We start from the raw sequence: 19,626 nt of genomic DNA on the forward strand, positions 1-19,626 counted from the left end.
GGCTACTTCTTCTCGTCCTCGTCGTCGACAACCTCTGCGTCGATGACATCTTCTTCGTCAGAAGCCTCATCGGCGGGAGCATCGCCATCGGCGGATTCGCCTGCCGCAGAATCCGACTGCGACTGTGCGTAGATCGCTTCGCCGAGCTTGCCCTGCGACTCGTTGAGCTTGTCGAACGCCGACTTCACCGCGTCATCGTCTTCGCCGGCCAGAGCGGTCTTCAGAGCGTCGACGTCAGCCTGAACCTCGTCCTTGACCTCGGCGGGGAGCTTGTCCTCGTTCTCCTTGATCAACTTCTCGATCGAGTACGAGAGCGTCTCTGCCTGGTTGCGCTGCTCAAGAGCCTCGGCGCGCTTCTTGTCGTCAGCCGCGTTCTCCTCGGCCTCGCGAACCATGCGCTCGATGTCTTCCTTCGACAGCGACGAGCCGCCGGTGATGGTCATCGACTGCTCCGTGCCGGTGCCCTTGTCCTTGGCGGACACGTGCACGATGCCGTTGGCGTCGATGTCGAACGTGACCTCGACCTGCGGGACGCCACGGGGCGCCGGGGCGATACCGGTGAGCTCGAACGTGCCGAGCGGCTTGTTGTCACGAGTGAACTCGCGCTCGCCCTGGAAGACCTGGATCGCGACGGACGGCTGGTTGTCGTCTGCCGTGGTGAAGGTCTCGCTGCGCTTGGTCGGGATCGCGGTGTTGCGGTCGATGAGCTTGGTCATGCGACCACCCTTGGTCTCGATACCGAGACTCAGCGGGGTGACGTCGATGAGCAGCACGTCCTTGCGCTCGCCACGCAGGACACCAGCCTGGAGTGCGGCGCCGACGGCGACGACCTCGTCCGGGTTGACGCCCTTGTTGGCATCCTTGCCGGTCTCGCGCTTGACGAGTTCGGCAACAGCAGGCATACGCGTCGATCCACCGACGAGCACGATGTGGTCGATGTCGGCGACCTTGACGTTCGCCTCACGGATGACGTCTTCGAACGGCTTCTTGGTGCGGTCAAGCAGGTCCTTGGTGAGGTCCTCGAACTTCGCACGCGTGATCGTCTCCGAAAGCGAGACGGGGCCCGACTCTGTCAGCGACAGGTACGGCAGGTTGATGGAAGTGCTCGTCGAGGAGGAGAGTTCCTTCTTCGCCTGCTCGGCTGCTTCCTTCAGACGCTGCAGGGCGATCTTGTCGCCGGAGACGTCGACGCCGGTGGTTTCCTTGAACTGCTTGATGAGGTGAGTAACGAGGCGCTGATCCCAGTCATCGCCGCCGAGGCGGTTGTCTCCGGAGGTGGAGCGCACCTGAATGGTGGAGAAGTCGTCGTCCTTGCCCACTTCGAGCAGCGAGACGTCGAAGGTTCCGCCACCGAGGTCGAAGACCAGGATGAGCTCGTCTTCCTTGCCCTTGTCCAGGCCATAGGCGAGGGCAGCAGCGGTGGGCTCGTTGATGATGCGCAGCACGTTGAGGCCGGCGATCTCGCCGGCTTCCTTGGTGGCCTGGCGCTCGGCGTCGTTGAAGTACGCGGGGACGGTGATGACAGCATCCGACACGGTGTCGCCGAGGTAGGACTCAGCATCACGCTTGAGCTTCATGAGGATGCGCGCGGAGATCTCCTGCGGCGTCCACTTCTTTCCGTCGACGTCGAAGCCCCAGTCGGTGCCCATGTGACGCTTCACGGATGCGACGGTGCGGTCGACGTTCGTGACAGCCTGACGCTTCGCGGTCTCGCCGACGAGAATCTCGCCGTCCTTCGTGTATGCGACGACCGATGGGGTCGTGCGGAAGCCCTCGGCATTGGCGATAACCTTCGGCTCGCCACCCTCGAGGACGCTGACGACGGAGTTCGTCGTACCCAGGTCGATTCCAACAGCACGTGCCATGCGATTCTCCTTCTGGTTGAAGTCTGTGAGTGAAGTTCTCTGGCGAATCAGTAAACCTGAGTCGCGATGACTCAACTGTACTCAGGCGAGCGGATGCTGTCAAAACAAACTTGATACGCCTCCACTCAAGTTTGGATACGGGGTTAGGCTGACCGGATGAACAGAACGCGCTCTCTTCGGGTCACAGCCATCGCAATCCTCGCTCTCACGACGCTGCCGCTCAGTGGATGCCTGTTCAGTTCCATCCCCTCTGAAGCACCAAGTGCAGAAGAACCGATCAGCACTCCTTCGCCCTCTGAAGAGGCCACCGTCGAGGAACCGGCCGACGATGAGTCCGAGGAGACGTACAGCGACGTTCCGGCAACACTCTCGTTCGCTGACGGAGCGCTGCTTCCCGACTCCACGTACATCGAGTGGGCCGACGGCCTCATGTTCGATGACGGGTGGGAGATCACCACACCCGACACCGGAAACGGCACCTGGGGCTACACCACAACGGACGGCACCTGCACGGCGTCATTCTGGCAGGGGACGCTGGACGGCCTGACACCGACCGGCGACGATTCCGCCGACACCGATGCGGTGATCGCGTTCTTCCTGGACGCCGAGGTTGCCGACGTGACGGCCGCGGCCACCAACACCGAACTCAGCTACCAGGTGGGCGGCGCAGGCGGCCTGGACGCGCGCAGCATCGGGGGCCAGCAGGATGATGATGCCCGCACGTGGAGCATGACCGCGCGCGCATTCGGCCACGTCGGCGCCGGCGTGTACACGCTGGTCGACTGCACCGGCGGAGACTTCGATGCCACCGTCGCCGAGGTCATCGCTCAGAACGCGATCGCCGCGTACTGATCCCCCTCCTCTTCCTTCACGAAAGAGAAGCCATGGCTGCACCCGATGACCACGCGCGCTGGCGCCGCGAGCGCCGCGTTTCCGTGACGGCACCCACCGGAAATCTCGCGCTCATCGAGACGCGTTGGACGGGCAGCGAGCGCCCCGATGTGGATGCTGAACAGGCTGCGGCTGGCGCGTCCGTCACGGTGACGCCACTCGAGCGCAAGAATCTCACGACCGGCGACGTCGAGTATGGGCTCCGCCGCTGGGATGCCGAGTCCGCTGCGATCACGGCGTTCACTGACATCGACGCCTACCCCTACGACCCCGATTGGGTGATCGACGCGCAGTTCATTCCATCCGATACCGACCACACAATCCCGGTCGAGCACATCCGCGACAACGGCGGCACGCGAGACACGGCCATACCGGGGGACATCACATTCACCCGCGGCAGCGCTATCCATCGCCTGGCCGCCCTCGACAACGGTGACTCGCTTCTGCTGGTGTTCGGCGATTCCACGAACGGCGATCCCGCACACGGCGGCGAGACATACGGGTCCGGCCGTTTCCTCACCGTTAGCCGTGGCCCCACAGCATTCGGCACGCCCGGTGCGGTGACCCTCGACTTCAACCGCGCGTTCGTCCCACCGTGCGGCTTCTCCGCGCAGTACAACTGCCCGCTGCCGCCAGCACAGAACCGGTTCGCCGAGCCTATTCGCGCCGGCGAGAAGAACGTCGTGTTCCGAGAAGGATTCGACCTCTACGCGGCAACCTGAGCACGAGCGGCGGAACTCACTTGCCGCCGGGAGGACCAGCCAGGAGAAGCACGACATAGAGTGCCACCACCGCAACGGCGATGAGCGCCACGAGTACCCACGGCCGACGCAGGAACCAGCGCATCAGCCGGTCGTACCAGGTGCGATCCTGCGGGTGATCGCTCTCTTCCAGGCGCCATTCGCCCTGTAGCCGGTCACTGCGATGCAGCCAGATCTCCGTGGGGATGGTCGCGTACGGGATGACCGCGCTGGCGATCGCCACCACGGCGACGCCGATCGACCACCTCTGGTTGAACGCGACGAGGATCGCCGTCGCGCCATAGGCGAGGAAGATGAACCCGTGGATGCCACCGCCGACAGTCACCACGATGCCTGGAGCGCCGACCGCGCGGGCAATGAGCGCCGAGATCAGGATCGTCCAGGTGATCGCCTCGGCGATCGCGAGTACACGGAACAATCGGGCAGGTGTATGGAACACGGCACTCCTCGGGGTCGCATTCCAGCCTAAGTCAGCGAGTCGATGCATCCGCCGTGCGCCTACAACCCGGCTGCGCAGGTGCAGATACAGGTCACACGCCGCGCATCTCGTATGACTTCTTGGGCAGCCGATACGCGAGATCCCCCGCGGTCTCGATTGCCTCGTCGAGCGAGAGCCGGTGCTCAGCGACCAGTCGGGCAAGATACCCGGCATCGATGCGGCGCGCGAGATCGTGACGACCGGGGATCGACGTGAAGGCCCTGGTGTCATCGACGAATCCGCTGGTGTTGTAGAAGCCGGCTGTCTCGGTGGTCAGCTCACGGAAGCGGCGCATCCCATCGGGCGAGTCGAGGAACCACCACGGTGCCCCCAACCGCACGGACGGATACGCACCGGCGAGCGGCGCCAGCTCGCGGGAGTAAGTCGTCTCGTCGATCGTGAACAGGATGAGTCGAAAGCGCGGGTCCATCCCGAAGGCATCCAGAAGCGGCTTGAGCGAGCGGGTGTACTCGACGGCGAACGGGATGTCGAAGCCGCAGTCGCCGCCGTAGCGTCCGGCGATCGGAGCCGAGTGACTGCGGTGCACACCGGGATGCACCTGCATAACGAGCCCGTCCTCCACGCTCATTCGGCCGCTCTCGAAGAGCAGGCCCGCTGCGAACGCCTCCGCCTCCGCTGCCGTAACCTCGCCCCGGAGGGCGGCCGTGAAGATGCGCTCACCCTCGTCGGCACTGAGCTCGAGGGTCAGCGGTGTGCGAGGACCATGATCTGTGGCGCGGGCGCCCGCCTCGATGAACGCCGCACGGCGCTGACGGATCGCGCGTAGGAATCCCGCGTAGTCTCCGACGTCGACGCCGCTGCGCTGGGATAGCCCCGCCACCGAATCGCGCCAGATCGGAGACTCCAGCGCGAATAGCGCGTCTGGACGAAACGTTGGCACGACACGTTCGCCCCACCCATCCTCGGCGAGCGCCCGGTGATGCTCGAGGGAAGAATCGGCAGGGTCGGTCGTGCTGAGCAACTCGATGTCGAAACGATCGATGAGGGCGCGGATGCGGTGGTCAGGTCGTGCGATCTTCTCGGTGAGGTCATCGAAGATGGCATCCGCCGAATCAGCCGACAACTCCTGTGTGACGCCGAACACCATCGCGAGCGAGTGCTCAATCCAGAACCGCGTTGGCGTCCCCCGAAACAACGTCCAGTTCTCCGCGAAGGTGCGCCAGACCGATCGAGCCGGCGGCACGGCACCGCCGTCCGCAGACACCACACCGAGGCTGGAGTGCTCGATCCCCTGCGACACGAGCATGCGTACCAGGTAATGGTCTGGTGTGACCAGTAGCGCCGCCGGATCAGGAAAGGCGGCGTTCTCGTGGATCGCGGATGCGTCGACATGTCCGTGCATCGAAACGATCGGCAGAGCTGCCGTGGTCGTGTAGATCTCGCGTGCCAGGGGTCGGAGGGTAGACCCCGCAGGCAGAGCCCGATCCGGATGAAGGCGCCAGTGTGTGTTCATGAGGTTCCATTCGCTTCTTCTGTAGCGCTTATGTAACAAGGTGCGATGCTTGTTACATTGGTTTGCATCAGTAATTACCTGAAGACAGCTAAACACAGAAGGAACTTTAATGAAACGATTGACATCTTCCGCAACTTCATTGCAGACTGTCCCCACTGACGGTCCCGTCGATGAGCTGACCCGAGCACGAGGAGGTGCACCATGGCTGTAACGATCCGCGATATCGCGAGCACCGCCGGCGTCTCAACTGCCACGGTGTCCCGCGCTCTCTCCGGCAGCGGCACCGTCTCCGCACGCACCCGCGGCCTGGTCGAGTCGGTCGCACACGAGCTCGGCTATCGCCCGCTGCACGGTACGGATGCCGCAGGCACACCCCGCGCGCAGGTCATCGGCCTGATCGTTCCCGACCTCGACAACCCGTTCTTCGCATCGATGTGCAAGGGCATCCAGAATCGCGCCCGCGCCGCGGGCTTCAGTGTCTTCATCGCCGACAGCGACGAAGATCCGTCACTCGAGGCCGAGCTCGGTCACCGGATGAGCTCGAACGTCGACGGCCTCATCCTTGCCTCCGCCCGCGGCTCCGATGACAACATCCGCTCGATCGCCGCGGCCGTGCCAGTGGTGCTGCTGAACCGTAGAGTCGAGGGCGTCGCATCGATCGTCTTCGACAGCGCCGGCGGCACCGACGCGGCCATGCGACACCTCATCGCACTCGGACACCGCTCAATCGCGTACGCCGCAGGCCCCGCACACTCCTGGTCCAACCGCGAGCGCAGCGCCGCAATCGCCGAATTCCGCGCCTCACGTGATGACCTCGAGGTCATCGACCTCGGAGCATTCCCGCCGTCCTTCGCCGGCGGCCGGGAAGCCGCCGACATTGCCGTCGCATCCGGCGCCACCGCCGTCCTCGCATACAACGACCTGATGGCCCTGGGGCTACTCGAACGACTGCGCCAGCGGGGCATCTCCGTTCCACAGCAGATGAGCGTGATGGCATTCGACAACATCCCCGCGTCGAACATGGTCTGGCCAACGCTGACCTCGATCGACAACCCGCGGATCGAGATGGGGCGCGCATGCGTAGACGCGCTGCTCGACACGATGCTCGACGACTCTTCACGACTCAGCTCCCCCGGTGAAGTTCCCGTGCACCTGGTGGTGCGTGAATCCACCGGTGTGGCACCAGTTCGCGCAGCGGACATGCCCTCAGCAACACCATGAGAACGCCCTCGGAACTCGCCGCGGGCCTATGAAAGGAAGAGCAATGGCAATACGACGGAGTGTCGCCTACGGCGCAGCTCTCGTGACGGCGACCGCCCTCGCACTCACCGGCTGCACCGCGCCGGGGAGCGCGACGCCAGCCCCCTCCTCTGACACGCTCGAAGTCCCCGACACGCCATCCGAGCCTGTCACCCTCAACATCCTTGATGTCGCTGGGAACCAACAGCTCACCGAGGGCATGATCAACAGTTTCGTCGAGGAGTACCCCGATGTCATCTCCGGCGTGACCTGGGAGTCGGCAGGATCCCCCGACCTGGTCGGCACGATCAAGCCTCAGGTGAGCACCGGCAACCTCTCGATCGACCTGGTGTTCTCCGGCACCGACGGCCTCTCTGCCGGAATCGCACAGGACCTGTGGATTCCAATCGCAGAAGAGTTCGGTGACCGGGTCAGCAACCAGGAGAACTACCTCGAGCCAGCCGCCGCCATGCAAGAGCTCGCCGAGGGTCAGGGCATCGTCGTGACCTACTATCCGTCCGGCCCCATCCTGCAGTACAACCCCGACACGGTCAGCGACGTGCCGTCCACTCCGGAGGAACTACTCGAATGGGCCGAGGCCAATCCCGGTAAGTTCGGCTACGCGCGCCCCGCGAACTCCGGCCCCGGTCGCACGTTCCTGCAGGGCCTTCCTTACCTGCTCGGCGACTCCGACCCGTCTGATCCCGTCGACGGTTGGGACAAGACGTGGGCATACCTGAGCGAACTCGGCCAGTACGTCAGCGATTACCCAACCGGTACCGGTCAGGTAGTCAGCAAGGTAGCCGACGGCTCATGGGACATCGTGCCCTCCACGACAGGGTGGGACATCCAGCCGCGTGCGACGGCACAGATGCCCGCCACGATCGAGGCTGCACCGTTCGACGACTTCACCTGGATCACCGACGCACACTACGCGCTGGTGCCGAAGGGCCAGTCTGCTGACAAGCTCTCCGCAATCCTGCTGCTCCTGCAGTACATGCTCACTCCGGAGATCAACGCGATCGCCTACGACAAGGGCTACTTCTACCCCGGTCCGGCCGTCGAGGGCGCGACTCTCGACCTCGCGCCGCAGGAAAGCCAAGATCTGCTGGCCGAGTTCAGCCGCGACTGGTACGACGACCTCATCGAGTCGAACCCGAAGGCGACGCCACTCGAGGCCGACGCACTGGTGAAGGCCTTCGACATCTGGGACCGCGAGATCGGTGCGGGAAAGTACGAGGAAAAGTAAACATGCCCCTCTCTCCGCATTCGTTCGAGTCACTCGAACTCGCGCACGTCGGCCGCAGCTTCGGCGGCCGGGCGGCGCTCGCGGACCTCAACCTGACGATCCGGGCAGGCGAGTTCATCGCTCTGCTCGGGCCGTCGGGCTGCGGCAAGTCCACCGCGCTGAACTGTCTCGCCGGCCTCCTGCCCCTCACCGAGGGCAAGATCCTCATCGACGGCCAGCGCGTCGACACCCTGCCCAGCGAGAAGCGCGACTTCGGCATGGTGTTCCAGAACTACGCACTGTTCCCGCACATGTCAGTGGCGAAGAACATCGCCTTCGGCCTGCAGATGCGCAAGCTTCCCCGCGACGAGGTCGCCCGCCGCGTCGACGAAGCGCTCGCGCTGGTGAAACTGCAGGAGCACGCCAAGAAGCTGCCAGGCCAGCTCTCCGGCGGGCAGCAGCAGCGCGTCGCGATTGCCCGCGCCGTGGCCCTCGAACCGCGTCTCGTACTGATGGACGAGCCGTTATCGAATCTCGACGCGAAACTGCGAATCGAGATGCGCGCCGAGATCCGCCGCCTGCACCAGTCGCTCGGACTCACAACCGTGTATGTCACGCACGACCAGGAGGAAGCCCTGTCGATGGCCGACCGTCTCGTCGTGCTGCGCGACGGACGAGTGCAGCAGATCGGCACGCCGGAAGAGCTGCACGACTACCCGGCGAACTGGCACGTCGCCGATTTCATGGGCTACCGCAATCTGCTCGATCTCACCGTGGATCGTGTCGACGGAGAACTGGCTCACGTCAGCGGCCACGGCATCAGACTCGTGGGCCGCAGCGTGGGTACCATCGCCGAGGGCGACCTGGTCCGCGTCGCGATACGTCCGTCCGACTTCGCACTCGACGGCACGCCCGGCGAGGTCAACAGCATCCGGGCCACGGTCAACCTCGTCGAGTACCAGGGTCGCGAGTTCGCCTCTGGACTCACATCATCCGAAGGTCTAAACCTGTTCGCGCAGACCGAGCATGCTCCGCGCACGGGCGACCAGGTCACCATGAGCGTGCGACCAGAATCGGTGCTCGTCTACCCCGCAGATTTGGATGCCGCAGCCGATGCCGGTGCGCCGTCGAGGCCTGCCGAGGTGCTGGTGTGACAACGACCGCCACGCGGGCCGACTCGACCCGTTCGAGCCTGCGGCACCGCCTCGCCGAACGCGGCGTCGACCTGAAACTGCTGCTTCTGCTGCCGTCTGTGCTGTTCGCCCTCGCGCTGTTCATCTACCCGTTTGCGTACGGTCTCGGACTCACCGTGCAGCCGCTGGCGCAGACGCAGGAACAGTGGGGCGGCGGGATCTTCGCGAACTACGTCGCGTTCTTCCGCGACAGCTTCATCTTTGAATCGGTCGGAAACACGCTTCGGATCGCGGTGCCTGCTGCGCTCTTCAACGTCATCATCTCCATACCGATCGCGTACAAGCTGCGCCGCCGGTTCTTTGGTAAGCGCACACTGCAGACGCTGCTCGTCCTACCGATCGCACTCGGCACTGTGCTCACCGCGCAGGGCCTGCTGATCTTCGCCGGTCGACAGGGCTGGCTGAACCGCACCCTGCTTGAACTCGGGATCATCTCCGAACCGCTTGAACTCGTCGGCAACAACCTCGGCGTGTTCTTCTCGCTGGTGATCTCGGGCTTCCCGTTCGCCTACCTGCTGATCTCGTCGTATCTCTCCGGCATCGACCCGTCGCTGGAAGCGGCAGCGAAGACGCTGGGAGCCGGATGGTGGCAGCGGTTCCGTCGCATCATCTTCCCACTGCTCGCACCGGGTCTTGCGACGACCTTCATCCTGACCTTCGTGCTCGCCTTCAGCGTCTTCCCGTCTGCTCGCCTCGTCGGTGATGCCGCCGGAGAATCACGGGTGCTGGCGTTGATGGCCTACCGATCGTTCGCGGAGCAGCTGGACTACAGCATGGCCTCCACGATCGCCGTCATGATGGGCGGTGTGGAGCTGGTCGTCGTGGCGATCGTGTTCCTCGGTCGCTCATTCCTCTATAAGGGATCAACCGGAGGTAAAGGCTGATGACCACCACTCTCGAGGCTAAGACCGATCCCGTCACCGAGGCCGTCGACGTCGCCAGTACCCGCAAGGCGAAGCGTCCGGCAGGAGAGAAGTCGCTGGCAGCGGCCCCCTCGACCTGGTTCGTGTGGGCCGGCATTGCAGCATTCTTCATCTTCCTGTTCGGAATCGTCCTCAGCGTGCTCGTCGACTCGTTCGGCAAGTCCTGGTTCAACTCCTGGCTGCCGGAGATGTTCACCACCGAGTGGTACGCCGCAGCGTGGACGCGGTTCGATCTGGGTAACATCATCCTGAACACGCTCGTGGTCGCCCTCACTGTGATCGTGATCTCGGTACTGGTGGGCGTTCCGGCATCGTACGTGCTGGCGCGCAGCAGCTTCCCCGGCAAGCGTCTCGTCATGCTGTTGTTCCTGCTGCCGATTCTGATCCCGCCGATCACGTTCGGCATTCCGCTCGCGACTGTGATGTACAACTTCGGGTTGGGACGCACCCTGCTCGCGGTGATCCTGGTGAATCTGGTGCCGTCGATCCCGTTCGCCATCATCACGATGACGCCGTTCATCGAGCAGATCAACCCGTCGATCGAGAACGCCGCACGTATGTGCGGTGCGGGTACCGGCCAGATCTTCGTCCGCATCCTCGCTCCGCTGCTTGTTCCCGGCATTCTCGCATCGTCCATCCTCGTGCTGGTCCGAACGGTCGGCATGTTCGAGCTGACGTTCCTGGTCTCAGGTCCTGCATCCGACACACTCGTCGTCTCGATCTATCGCGCGATGACGAGTGCAGGCGGTGGCGAGGCACGTGCGCTGATCTCATCGATGGGCGTGATGTACACGGTGATGATGCTGGTGATTCTCGTGATCGCCCTGCGGTTCATCAACCCGACGCAGCTGGTTGCGCAGGTCAAGGACGCACGGGATGACTGAGGGCGCACCCCGACTGACTCCCTCGACACTGGCCATCGCCGCGCTGCATCACCCGGATTTTGCCGTGCCGGAGCGGCCGGCGCAGGTCGGGATCGTGCACCTCGGGCTGGGGGCGTTCCTGCGCTCGCATCAGGCAGTGTTCACCGAGGATGCGGTGGCTGCCACCGGAGACAGGCGCTGGGGAATACTCGGTGTCGCCGGACGCAGCGACACCGCCATCAGGCAACTCGCGCCGCAGGGTGGGCTGTTCGGGGTGCTGTCGCGAAGCTCGGCGGGTGAGTCGTTGCGCATCGTGGGGACGATTCTCGACGTCGCCGACCCGCGTGTCGAGGGGGCACGCGTGGTCGAGGCAATCGCGGCAGCGACCACGCATGTGGTCACGATGACGATCACCGAGAAGGGCTACCCCCGAGGTACCACCGGGGGGCTCGACCTTTCGTCCACCGCGGTGCGGGCCGACCTGCCTGCCATCGCCGCGGCCATCGACGGGCGGCGCGAGCCAGCGACGAGCACTCCCCTGGGGCTGCTCGTCGCCGGCCTCGCACTCCGCAGCCAGATCGCACTACGCAACCGGATCGCACTACGCAGCGGGAACGGTCAGCCGCTCACCGTGGTGTGCTGCGACAACCTTCCAGAAAACGGCCCCCTCGTGCGCCGACTCGTCATCGATGCCGTCGAGGGCGCGGGCGCTGATGCCAAACGAGCGCAGGAGCTCCATCGCTGGATCGACGCGCAGGTACGCTTCCCGTCGACCATGGTCGATCGGATCACGCCGGCGACAACGGATGCCGATCGACTCCGCGCCGCCGACCTTTCGGGGCTGTACGACGAGGGCCTGGTGGTCGCCGAGCCGTACCGGCAGTGGATCATCGAGGATGATTTCGCCGGTCCCCGCCCCCGCTGGGAACTCGCGGGCGCCATACTCACCGACGATGTCCGACCGTACGAGCGGATCAAGCTGCGGGTACTCAACGCGTCGCACACACTCCTCGCGCTGCTCGGTTCGGTGTGCGGTCACACCACAATCGCGGAAGCGGTGTGCGACGCCCGTCTCCGTGAAGCGGCGCTGCGGATGCTGATCGATGATGTCCTGCCGACGCTTGACCCGGTGCCAGGGCTCGATCTGCTCGAATATTGCCACGAGACGCTGGGCCGTTTCGCGAACCCCGCGCTGAACCACACCACGCGACAGGTCGCCAGCGACACCTCGCACAAACTACCGATCCGGCTGCTCGAGCCTGCGGCGGAGCGTCTGGCCGCGGGCCACATCCCGCGCTCGATCGCGCTGGCCGTCGCATCCTGGATCGTGTACATAGATCGACACTCGACAGGCGGCAGGCTCGACGATCCGCTGGCCCCGCGGCTGACCGCGATCGCGGGCGGGCGCGCAGACAGTGCGCCGGATGCCGTGATCGAAGAGCTGTTCGCGCTCGAAGCCGTATTTCCGCCGGCAGTGCGCGATTCGCCCGATTTCCGCGCTGCGGTGCGCCACGCACTCGACACCGTTCACGACCTCGCCTCCGTCCGGGCATTCTGACCGGCATCCACACCAGGGAAATCATGATCATCGAACGCGCCGAAGTCATCGTTACGAGTCCATCCCGAAACTTCGTCACCCTGCGGCTGACGACGGACGAGGGATTGATCGGCCTCGGCGATGCCACTCTGAACGGACGCGAGCACTCCGTCGTCGCGTATCTGCAGGAGCATGTCGTCCCGCTTCTCATCGGGATGGACGCGCACCGCATCGAGGACACCTGGCAGTTCCTCTACCGTGGCGCCTATTGGCGGCGAGGCCCGGTGACGATGACCGCGATCTCGGCGGTCGATGTCGCGCTGTGGGATCTGAAGGCCCAAGCTGCGGGGATGCCGCTGTATCAGCTGCTGGGCGGCGCATCGCGTAAGGGCCTGCTCGCGTATGGGCATGCCTCAGGCAACGACACCGAGGAGCTCTTCGACAGCATCCGTCACCACTTGGAGCGCGGATTCCGAGCGATCCGCGTGCAGACCGCGGTGCCGGGAGTGCGGGCCGTCTACGGTGTGCCGCACGACGTCACGGTCTCCAACGGGGTGCGTAGCCAGGAGTACGAACCAGCGTCACGGGGTGCATATCCGGCGGAGGAGGACTGGGACACTCGCGCGTACCTCCGTCATGTGCCGACCGTCTTCGGTGCCGTGCGGACTGAGTTTGGCCCCGAACTACCGCTGCTTCACGACGGGCACCACCGGATGACGCCGATCCAGGCGGCGTCGCTGGGCAAGAGCCTCGAGCCCTACGATCTGTTCTGGCTTGAGGACTGCACTCCGGCCGAGAACCAGGAGGCGCTGCGCCTCGTGCGCCAGCACACGACCACTCCGCTCGCGATCGGAGAGGTTTTCAACAGCGTGTGGGACTACCAGGGGTTGATCCGCGAACAGTTGATCGACTACGTGCGCAGCTCGGTCACGCACACCGGCGGCATCACGCATCTGCGCCGCATCCTCGATTTCGCCGCCCAGTACCAGGTCAAGTCGGGCATGCACGGCCCGACCGACATCTCGCCGGTAGGCATGGCCGCCGCGATGCATCTCGGCCTTGCGATCCACAACTTCGGCATCCAGGAATTCATGCCGCACAGCGCCAAGACGAACAGTGTCTTCGCGCAGTCGTTCACCTGGAAGGACGGTCTGTTGCACCCCGGCGAGCAGCCGGGGCTCGGCGTGACCCTCGATGTGGATGAAGCCGGAAAGTATCCGTACGAGCAGGCATACCTGCCGTTCAATCGGCTCGCCGACGGGACAGTTCACGACTGGTGACGGAATAACCGGCCGCGACGCATCGTTGCCCACAAGCATGACGACGATTGATGCGGCCGCACTGGAGAGAGTGCTCTCCTCCGTCGACGTCCGCCTCGGTGTCGCACGTCGAGACACACTGGGTTCCGGCACTGTCGCGTCTCTTCCGGCCGGGTCCGTCTGGCTCGTCTTCGTTGCAGGCGGCGCTGTTCACGGACAACCTCCACTCGGCCAGGCGTGCGCGCTCGACGTCGACCGCGTTTCACGCTCGGTCGCATTCTCGCCGAACGCAGCACAGGACTTGTTGGTCGAGGGTGATGCCTTCCTGACTCTCGGTCGCCAACCCGTCACGCTGCGCTCGGATGATGGCGCTTCGCTGATGATCGCCGAGCTGCAGCTGTCCGATACGGCCGCCGAGCTGCGCGATGTACTGCCCGAATTCATCACCGTCACTGACTTCGCGGGCCTCGAACCCGCGGCCGCGGCACTCGCCCGCAACCTCGGTCCTGCGACCCCTGATGATTGGCCGTTGCGCTCGGGCGACCCGGTCATCTGCCGCCTGATGACGACGACGGTACTGCTGTCGGTCATCCGCGCCTGGGCCGAGAACGGCTGCGCGCCCGCCGGGTGGCCGTCCCGCTCAGGCGACCCGTTCTTGGATCGCGTCGTTGAAGCCATCCACGACCAGCCCGGCCGGGAGTGGACCGTGGAAGCGCTCGCGGGCATCAGTGCGATGTCGCGTTCGGTGTTCGCCGAACGATTCCACCGGGCCATCGGCCGCTCGCCCGCCAGCTACGTCACCGAGGTGCGTATGCAGTCGGCAAAGGAGCTGCTGACCTCTGGTCACGCGGTCTCAGACGTCTCCCAACAGCTCGGCTATGCCTCCGACGAAGGCTTCAGCCGCGCGTTCCGCCGCGCGACGGGTGCAACCCCGTCGTCGTGGCGCGTGCGCAAGCTGGACCCGGTTCGCGCGTAGCGGCGTGCGCCTCAGCGCCCCACCCGGTTCGACGCCCCGAACAGCGCGGCACCGACGAGGAGCGCGGCCGCACCCAGTACGTAGACGAGTTCGATCCCGACGTTGTCGACGAGGAGCCCGCCGAGCCCGGCCGCGATCATGATCGCTGCCTGGAATCCGACGACGACCAGGCTGCCGCCCGCCTCGAGTCGGTCGGGCATCCGGTGACCGACCCAGGTGTTTACGACGATCAGCCACGACGCGAAGAAGAATCCCCAGACGAAGACCACAACGCCGATCGCGAGCACGGAACCAGCCAGCAGGATGGCTCCTCCGACCGCCACCGCGATGACCACTGGCGCCAGCACTGCGAAGAACGCGAAGGAGCGGTCTACGACGAGACCGATGACGATGTTGCCGATCAGACCGCCGACGCCGAAGAGCGCGAGCAGCAGCACGATCGTGCCGGCATCGATATCCGGCATCCGCTCCAGCGCGAGACGGATGTACGTGTAGGCGAGGAAGTGCCCGAGAACGACGAACATGTGTCCGACCAGTCCGAGACCGACCCCTGGACGGCGGAACGTGTCGATCAGGATTCGGATGCTGGAGACCTGAGCGGCGGGGACCGCCGGCAGCAGCGTCCGCAGCGCGATCGCGAGCAGGCCGGTGACGATTCCGGCGAGCGCGAACACCGCACGCCAGTCCATGATCTCGGCGAGCATCACGCCCAGAGGAACGCCCGCCACTGTGGCGAGCGACACGCCTGCGGAGGTGAACATCACGGCACGACCGAGCCGTTCAGGCCCCGCGATCCTTACGGCGACCGTGATCGACATCGCCCAGAACGTGCTGATCGCCGCGCCGAGGAGGAACCGTGCGAGAAGGATGATGACCAGGTTCGGCGCGATCGCGACGATGAGGTTCGAGACGGCAGCGGCGAGCGCCATCCAGATCAGCAGTGATCGACGATCGACCCGGGGAAACACGAGGCCCACCGTCGGCGCCACGATCAGCCCGACCAGCGCCGTGACGGTGACGGTCTGCCCTGCCTGGCCGGGTGTGATGCCAAGGCCCGCGGCCATCTCTGTCAGCAGGCCGTTCGGCAGGAACTCCGCGGTGACAAGCAGAAACCCCATCATCATCAAGACGATGAGGGCGCCGTAGCGGATCCGCTCGGCAGCGGGAGCGACGGGGATGGGCGCGGTGATTGTCATGCTTCTACGATCGCAGGCAGACGGATGCCGCGCCCGATCAGTCGTCCGCAGCATCCGACCGTTCGTCCGGAGCGGGCCGGCGCACCAGATATCGTCGAGTGTCGCCCATTCTCTCTCGAAGGCTCCCCCCACTCATGACCAAAACAAAATCAGCAGCCCCGGCGCGCCCCGAAGACGAAAAACTCGGTATCGCTCCGAGCTTCGCCTACGGGCTTCAGCATGTGCTGACGATGTACGGCGGCATCATCGCCCCTCCCCTGGTGATGGGCCAGGCCGGCGGGCTGTCACAACCCGAGATCGGAATGCTGGTCGCCTGCGCGCTGTTCGTCGGCGGACTCGCGACGATCCTGCAAACTCTGGGACTGCCGTTCTTCGGCTCCAAGCTGCCCCTGGTGCAGGGCGTCTCGTTCTCTGGCATCGCGACGATGATCGCCATCATGACCGAGGGCGGACTGCCTGCCGTCATGGGTGCAGTGATCGCCTCGTCCGTGATTGGTCTGCTGCTCGCACCCGCGTTCGCGATGATCGTGCGCTTCTTCCCACCGGTGGTCACCGGCACCGTGATCGTCTCGATCGGGCTATCACTCCTGCCGGTCGCTGCAGGTTGGGCGATGGGCGGCGATACCACCGCCGATGACTACGGCTCGGTCGCCAACCTGGGGCTTGCCGCCTTCACGCTCCTGCTGATCGTGCTGCTGACGAAGTTCGGCACGCCGACGATCTCCCGTCTCAGCATCCTCATCGCACTCGTGCTGGGCACGGTGTTCGCCGCAGTCGTCGGCGCAGCCGACTTCTCCACGGTCGCGGAGGGCCCGATCGTGGCGCTTCCGACCCCCTTCGCCTTCGGGATGCCGACGTTCAACGTCGCCGCGATCCTCTCGATGTTGATCGTCGTGCTGGTCACCTTCACCGAAACGACCGCCGATCTGCTGGCCGTCAGTGAGGTCGTCGGCACCAAGGTCGACTCGAAGCGCATCGCGGCAGGTCTGCGTGCAGACATGCTCTCCAGCGCCGTGTCCCCGATCTTCAACTCGTTCACTCAGAGCGCCTTCGCCCAGAACGTCGGGCTCGTCGCGATCACCAAGGTCAAGAGCCGGTACGTCGTCGCCGCGGGCGGTGTGATCCTCGTCGTCCTCGGCATCCTGCCCGTCCTCGGACGAGTGGTCGCCGCCATCCCCACGCCGGTGCTCGGCGGCGTCGGCATCGTGCTGTTCGGCTCCGTCGCAGCCAGCGGCATCGCGACGCTCGCCAAGGTCGACTACCGCGACAGCCTGAACCTCATCATCATCGCGGTCGCGCTCGGCTTCGGCCTGCTGCCGCTGGTCGTGCCCACGGTATACGCGGCGTTCCCGGCGTGGTTCTCCGTCATCTTCCAGTCATCGATCAGCTCGACGACGATGATGGCGCTGTTGCTGAACATCTTCTTCCACCACGTCCTGAAACGTCGCCGCGCCGTCGACGCGGAGGCCGTCTCAGTTCCCGCGTTCCGGGAGATTCCGCACGAGCTTCTCGCCATCCTCAAGGAGGGCGACCACTACGTCGGCGGCGCATTGAAGGATGCCGAGGACAACGAGATCGCGGTCCGCTCAGACGACTCTCGTTGAAACCCTCCGCTCCCGTCGGGAGCACGGCCTTACGCCGAGCGCATGCGATCGGTCAGCGCGCGCATGGCGCGCAATGCTCGCATCTTGTCGGCGGGGCTGAGCGAGTCATACCCATAGCCTGCTTTGCTCTTCATTCCCAGCTACATGCACGCTGAGCGTGACGATCGCATCGATCAGATCAGCCACGTCTTCCGCGAGTTCGGAGACCATTTCGGCCGCCTCTGCGAACTGAGCCGCTTTCCGCCGTCTCCCGGCCTCAGCCGCAGGTGTCCGCTCCGTCACCCTCACCAGCGCCCCCTTGCACTATTTCCACAGACGCCGGAACTCCGCCATGGAACCAACGATGACGACGCCGTCTCTCGCGACCTCCCCGAGCACCGGATGGCGGTCGGGTCCGCCTTTCGCCTCGCTAGCACTGTAGATCAGAGCACGGACATCATTGCCCGTCATGCGAGAAAGCCTCTCGGTCACCGCCGTCACCTCGACCTCGAAGCGCTCGACATCTGCGCCGTCGGGGCGCAGGACGAACAGATCGATGTCGCTCGCGGGTGACATCTCATCACGGCTCGCGGAGCCGAATACGGCGGCGAATTCAGGACGTTCGCCGACAGCGGTCAGGAGTCGTGTCACCTCGGCGAACAGGCGAGCTTTCACATCGACGATCTCCGCGATCGCCGAGGCCAGAATGTGATCCTGATTAAACCTGTAGAGCGACCTGGCCCCCACTATCTCCTCGAGGACCACACCCTGCAAGACGAGACGTCGCAGAGCATGCCGAACTCCGGTGTATGACTTCCCCGAAGAGCGTGCGATCATCGCAGCATCCATGCGAACCTCGCTCGCGCGCACAAGGATTGCAAGCATGTCGCCTTCCACACCGCCGGCGATCGCAGCCAGCGGATACTGAAGTTGCATCCGTCACTCCAAACTAATTTTAGTGTTTAATCACTAAAATTAGCACTTCGCACGATTATCTGCTTGCGAAGCCACATCAACGGCAGCTTCATGGTGGACGCCTCGCGCGATGCACGGGTATCGTGAAGTGGTCCGGACATGCCCCGGAAGGAATTTGAGCGAAAGGAGCTGTGACATGAACGCTGTCTTTGTCGCACCGCCTGCCGCCGACGACCTTCCCCTCGAGGCCTCCCGCTCCTGATCCGCGTGTGGCCTCCACTTCCGGAGCAACCACCTTGACTGATCCTTTTGCGTCCTTCGACGCAACCCTGTCCTTTTCTGACCCCCTGTCCTTTTCTGAAATCGAACCCGGCGAAGACCAGCGCTGGTCCACGTGGACAGCCATCACCCCTTCCGAACGCGGCCCCGAACCCTGGCCGACATGGGTCGTGACATCAGCCGGCGCAATCGACACCGAACTCGGCATCCTCAAGACCGGCAAAGAAGCGGACGTCTTCCTCATCGAACGCGCCGTGCCGGACGGCCAGGCCCAGCGAGTACTGCTCGCCGCCAAGCGATACCGCAGCACTGAGCACCGCACCTTCCATCGATCCGCGGTGTACACCGAAGGGCGGCGCGTGCAGAATTCGCGCGACGGCCGCGCGATGGCGAAGAAGACGGCGTTCGGGCGCGAAGTGGCAGCCGCTGAGTGGTCGTTCGCCGAGTTCAGCGCCCTCTGCCGAATGTGGGAGCTCGGAGCACCCGTGCCCTATCCCGTGCAGGTGAACGGGTCGGAGGTGCTGATGGAATTCATCGGGACGGATGCCACGGCCGCACCCCGCCTCGCCCAGGAGCGCGGCGACCGCCGCATGCTCGCCGAGTACTACGCGCAGATCGTCGAGATCATGCATACCTTCGCCCGCGCGGGTTTCGCCCATGGCGACCTGTCCGCCTACAACCTGCTCGTGCACGATGGCCAGGTGCGCGTGATCGATCTGCCGCAGATCGTCGACATCATCGCGAACCCACAGGGGCTCGATCTGCTGCACCGCGATTGTGTGAACGTCTGCGACTGGTTCGCCCGGCGCCGGGTGGAGTGCGACGCCGAGGAACTCTTCGCCGAACTGATGGCGGCGTCGCTCACGTGAGGCCTCGTGGTCATGATCAAGAGGCCGGCGACGCATAGGCCGCGCTCGGGACGGAGCGGATGCTGCGGCGCGCCGTCACCACCCGTTCACCGGACCC

The 19,626-nt window shown here is 64.9% G+C and carries 17 protein-coding genes; 12 read left to right on the top strand and 5 right to left on the bottom strand.

The annotated features are described in order from the left end of the window. Window positions 1-2: 2 nt before the first annotated feature. The gene (gene dnaK / locus ACSU04_RS13180) at window positions 3-1,865 is read right to left on the bottom strand and encodes a molecular chaperone DnaK (protein WP_439289869.1); all 1,863 of its coding nucleotides are present in this window, start codon (window positions 1,863-1,865) and stop codon (window positions 3-5) included. A gap of 156 nt (window positions 1,866-2,021) precedes the next feature. Between dnaK and ACSU04_RS13185 the strand changes: the two genes are divergently transcribed. After that, window positions 2,022-2,717: a hypothetical protein gene (locus tag ACSU04_RS13185; protein WP_439289870.1), complete on the top strand. Its 696-nt coding sequence runs from the start codon at window positions 2,022-2,024 to the stop codon at window positions 2,715-2,717. Between the two features lie 32 nt (window positions 2,718-2,749). Beyond that, window positions 2,750-3,478: a DUF1684 domain-containing protein gene (locus tag ACSU04_RS13190; protein ID WP_439289871.1), complete on the top strand. Its 729-nt coding sequence runs from the start codon at window positions 2,750-2,752 to the stop codon at window positions 3,476-3,478. A 16-nt stretch (window positions 3,479-3,494) separates the two neighbouring features. On the opposite strand, the gene ACSU04_RS13195 is transcribed toward ACSU04_RS13190, so the two are convergent. Continuing rightward, complete coding sequence (locus ACSU04_RS13195) at window positions 3,495-3,956, bottom strand: DUF3817 domain-containing protein (RefSeq protein WP_439282925.1); 462 nt, start codon at window positions 3,954-3,956, stop codon at window positions 3,495-3,497. A 91-nt stretch (window positions 3,957-4,047) separates the two neighbouring features. Beyond that, window positions 4,048-5,469, bottom strand: a complete 1,422-nt coding sequence (gene uxaC, locus ACSU04_RS13200; protein WP_439289872.1) for a glucuronate isomerase — start codon at window positions 5,467-5,469, stop codon at window positions 4,048-4,050. 201 nt (window positions 5,470-5,670) lie between these two features. Here uxaC and ACSU04_RS13205 point away from each other — a divergent pair, with 201 nt between their 5' ends. From ACSU04_RS13205 to ACSU04_RS13240, 8 genes are read left to right on the top strand one after another with little or no spacing between them, the layout of a single operon-like run. Then, the gene (locus ACSU04_RS13205; RefSeq protein WP_439289873.1) at window positions 5,671-6,690 is read left to right on the top strand and encodes a LacI family DNA-binding transcriptional regulator; all 1,020 of its coding nucleotides are present in this window, start codon (window positions 5,671-5,673) and stop codon (window positions 6,688-6,690) included. A gap of 43 nt (window positions 6,691-6,733) precedes the next feature. Then, window positions 6,734-7,957 carry an extracellular solute-binding protein gene (locus tag ACSU04_RS13210; RefSeq protein ID WP_439289874.1) on the top strand — a complete coding sequence of 408 codons (1,224 nt, stop codon included), beginning with the start codon at window positions 6,734-6,736 and terminating at the stop codon, window positions 7,955-7,957. A 2-nt stretch (window positions 7,958-7,959) separates the two neighbouring features. Then, entirely contained in the window at window positions 7,960-9,090 is a 1,131-nt protein-coding gene (locus tag ACSU04_RS13215) for an ABC transporter ATP-binding protein (protein ID WP_439289875.1), read from the top strand. After that, window positions 9,087-10,013 (top strand): ABC transporter permease, encoded by a 927-nt coding sequence (locus tag ACSU04_RS13220; protein ID WP_439289876.1) that lies wholly within the window; start codon window positions 9,087-9,089, stop codon window positions 10,011-10,013. Before ACSU04_RS13215 ends, ACSU04_RS13220 begins: the two co-directional genes overlap by 4 nt. Further along, window positions 10,013-10,936: an ABC transporter permease gene (locus tag ACSU04_RS13225; protein ID WP_439289877.1), complete on the top strand. Its 924-nt coding sequence runs from the start codon at window positions 10,013-10,015 to the stop codon at window positions 10,934-10,936. Before ACSU04_RS13220 ends, ACSU04_RS13225 begins: the two co-directional genes overlap by 1 nt. After that, window positions 10,929-12,473, top strand: coding sequence for a mannitol dehydrogenase family protein (locus ACSU04_RS13230; protein ID WP_439289878.1), 1,545 nt, complete (start codon window positions 10,929-10,931; stop codon window positions 12,471-12,473). The genes ACSU04_RS13225 and ACSU04_RS13230 overlap by 8 nt, the downstream gene beginning before the upstream one ends. Window positions 12,474-12,496: 23 nt before the next feature. Further along, entirely contained in the window at window positions 12,497-13,732 is a 1,236-nt protein-coding gene (manD, locus tag ACSU04_RS13235) for a D-mannonate dehydratase ManD (RefSeq protein ID WP_439289879.1), read from the top strand. 37 nt (window positions 13,733-13,769) lie between these two features. Then, window positions 13,770-14,687: a helix-turn-helix transcriptional regulator gene (locus tag ACSU04_RS13240; protein ID WP_439289880.1), complete on the top strand. Its 918-nt coding sequence runs from the start codon at window positions 13,770-13,772 to the stop codon at window positions 14,685-14,687. Between the two features lie 11 nt (window positions 14,688-14,698). On the opposite strand, the gene ACSU04_RS13245 is transcribed toward ACSU04_RS13240, so the two are convergent. Further along, a complete protein-coding gene (locus ACSU04_RS13245) occupies window positions 14,699-15,883 on the bottom strand; it encodes an MFS transporter (RefSeq protein ID WP_439289881.1) in 1,185 nt (394 codons plus the stop codon). A 134-nt stretch (window positions 15,884-16,017) separates the two neighbouring features. On the opposite strand from ACSU04_RS13245, the gene ACSU04_RS13250 reads away from it, so the two are divergent. Next, window positions 16,018-17,487: a nucleobase:cation symporter-2 family protein gene (locus ACSU04_RS13250; RefSeq protein WP_439289882.1), complete on the top strand. Its 1,470-nt coding sequence runs from the start codon at window positions 16,018-16,020 to the stop codon at window positions 17,485-17,487. Between the two features lie 303 nt (window positions 17,488-17,790). Here the strand turns inward: ACSU04_RS13250 and ACSU04_RS13255 are convergent, their stop codons facing one another. Next, the gene (locus ACSU04_RS13255) at window positions 17,791-18,402 is read right to left on the bottom strand and encodes a nucleotidyltransferase domain-containing protein (RefSeq protein ID WP_439289883.1); all 612 of its coding nucleotides are present in this window, start codon (window positions 18,400-18,402) and stop codon (window positions 17,791-17,793) included. A gap of 275 nt (window positions 18,403-18,677) precedes the next feature. Here ACSU04_RS13255 and ACSU04_RS13260 point away from each other — a divergent pair, with 275 nt between their 5' ends. Beyond that, window positions 18,678-19,529 carry a serine protein kinase RIO gene (locus ACSU04_RS13260; RefSeq protein ID WP_439289884.1) on the top strand — a complete coding sequence of 284 codons (852 nt, stop codon included), beginning with the start codon at window positions 18,678-18,680 and terminating at the stop codon, window positions 19,527-19,529. Window positions 19,530-19,626 lie beyond the last annotated feature (97 nt).

Source organism: Microbacterium sp. A84 (assembly GCF_051842815.1).
Lineage (GTDB): Bacteria > Actinomycetota > Actinomycetes > Actinomycetales > Microbacteriaceae > Microbacterium.

Bases quoted from the DNA above. Each gene is read 5' to 3' on its own strand.
- dnaK (WP_439289869.1), bottom strand. From the start codon at position 1,865: ATGGCACGTGCTGTTGGAATCGACCTGGGTACGACGAACTCCGTCGTC.
- ACSU04_RS13185 (WP_439289870.1), top strand. From the start codon at position 2,022: ATGAACAGAACGCGCTCTCTTCGGGTCACAGCCATCGCAATCCTCGCT.
- ACSU04_RS13190 (WP_439289871.1), top strand. From the start codon at position 2,750: ATGGCTGCACCCGATGACCACGCGCGCTGGCGCCGCGAGCGCCGCGTT.
- uxaC (WP_439289872.1), bottom strand. From the start codon at position 5,469: ATGAACACACACTGGCGCCTTCATCCGGATCGGGCTCTGCCTGCGGGG.
- ACSU04_RS13205 (WP_439289873.1), top strand. From the start codon at position 5,671: ATGGCTGTAACGATCCGCGATATCGCGAGCACCGCCGGCGTCTCAACT.
- ACSU04_RS13210 (WP_439289874.1), top strand. From the start codon at position 6,734: ATGGCAATACGACGGAGTGTCGCCTACGGCGCAGCTCTCGTGACGGCG.
- ACSU04_RS13215 (WP_439289875.1), top strand. From the start codon at position 7,960: ATGCCCCTCTCTCCGCATTCGTTCGAGTCACTCGAACTCGCGCACGTC.
- ACSU04_RS13225 (WP_439289877.1), top strand. From the start codon at position 10,013: ATGACCACCACTCTCGAGGCTAAGACCGATCCCGTCACCGAGGCCGTC.
- ACSU04_RS13230 (WP_439289878.1), top strand. From the start codon at position 10,929: ATGACTGAGGGCGCACCCCGACTGACTCCCTCGACACTGGCCATCGCC.
- manD (WP_439289879.1), top strand. From the start codon at position 12,497: ATGATCATCGAACGCGCCGAAGTCATCGTTACGAGTCCATCCCGAAAC.
- ACSU04_RS13240 (WP_439289880.1), top strand. From the start codon at position 13,770: ATGACGACGATTGATGCGGCCGCACTGGAGAGAGTGCTCTCCTCCGTC.
- ACSU04_RS13245 (WP_439289881.1), bottom strand. From the start codon at position 15,883: ATGACAATCACCGCGCCCATCCCCGTCGCTCCCGCTGCCGAGCGGATC.
- ACSU04_RS13250 (WP_439289882.1), top strand. From the start codon at position 16,018: ATGACCAAAACAAAATCAGCAGCCCCGGCGCGCCCCGAAGACGAAAAA.
- ACSU04_RS13255 (WP_439289883.1), bottom strand. From the start codon at position 18,402: ATGCAACTTCAGTATCCGCTGGCTGCGATCGCCGGCGGTGTGGAAGGC.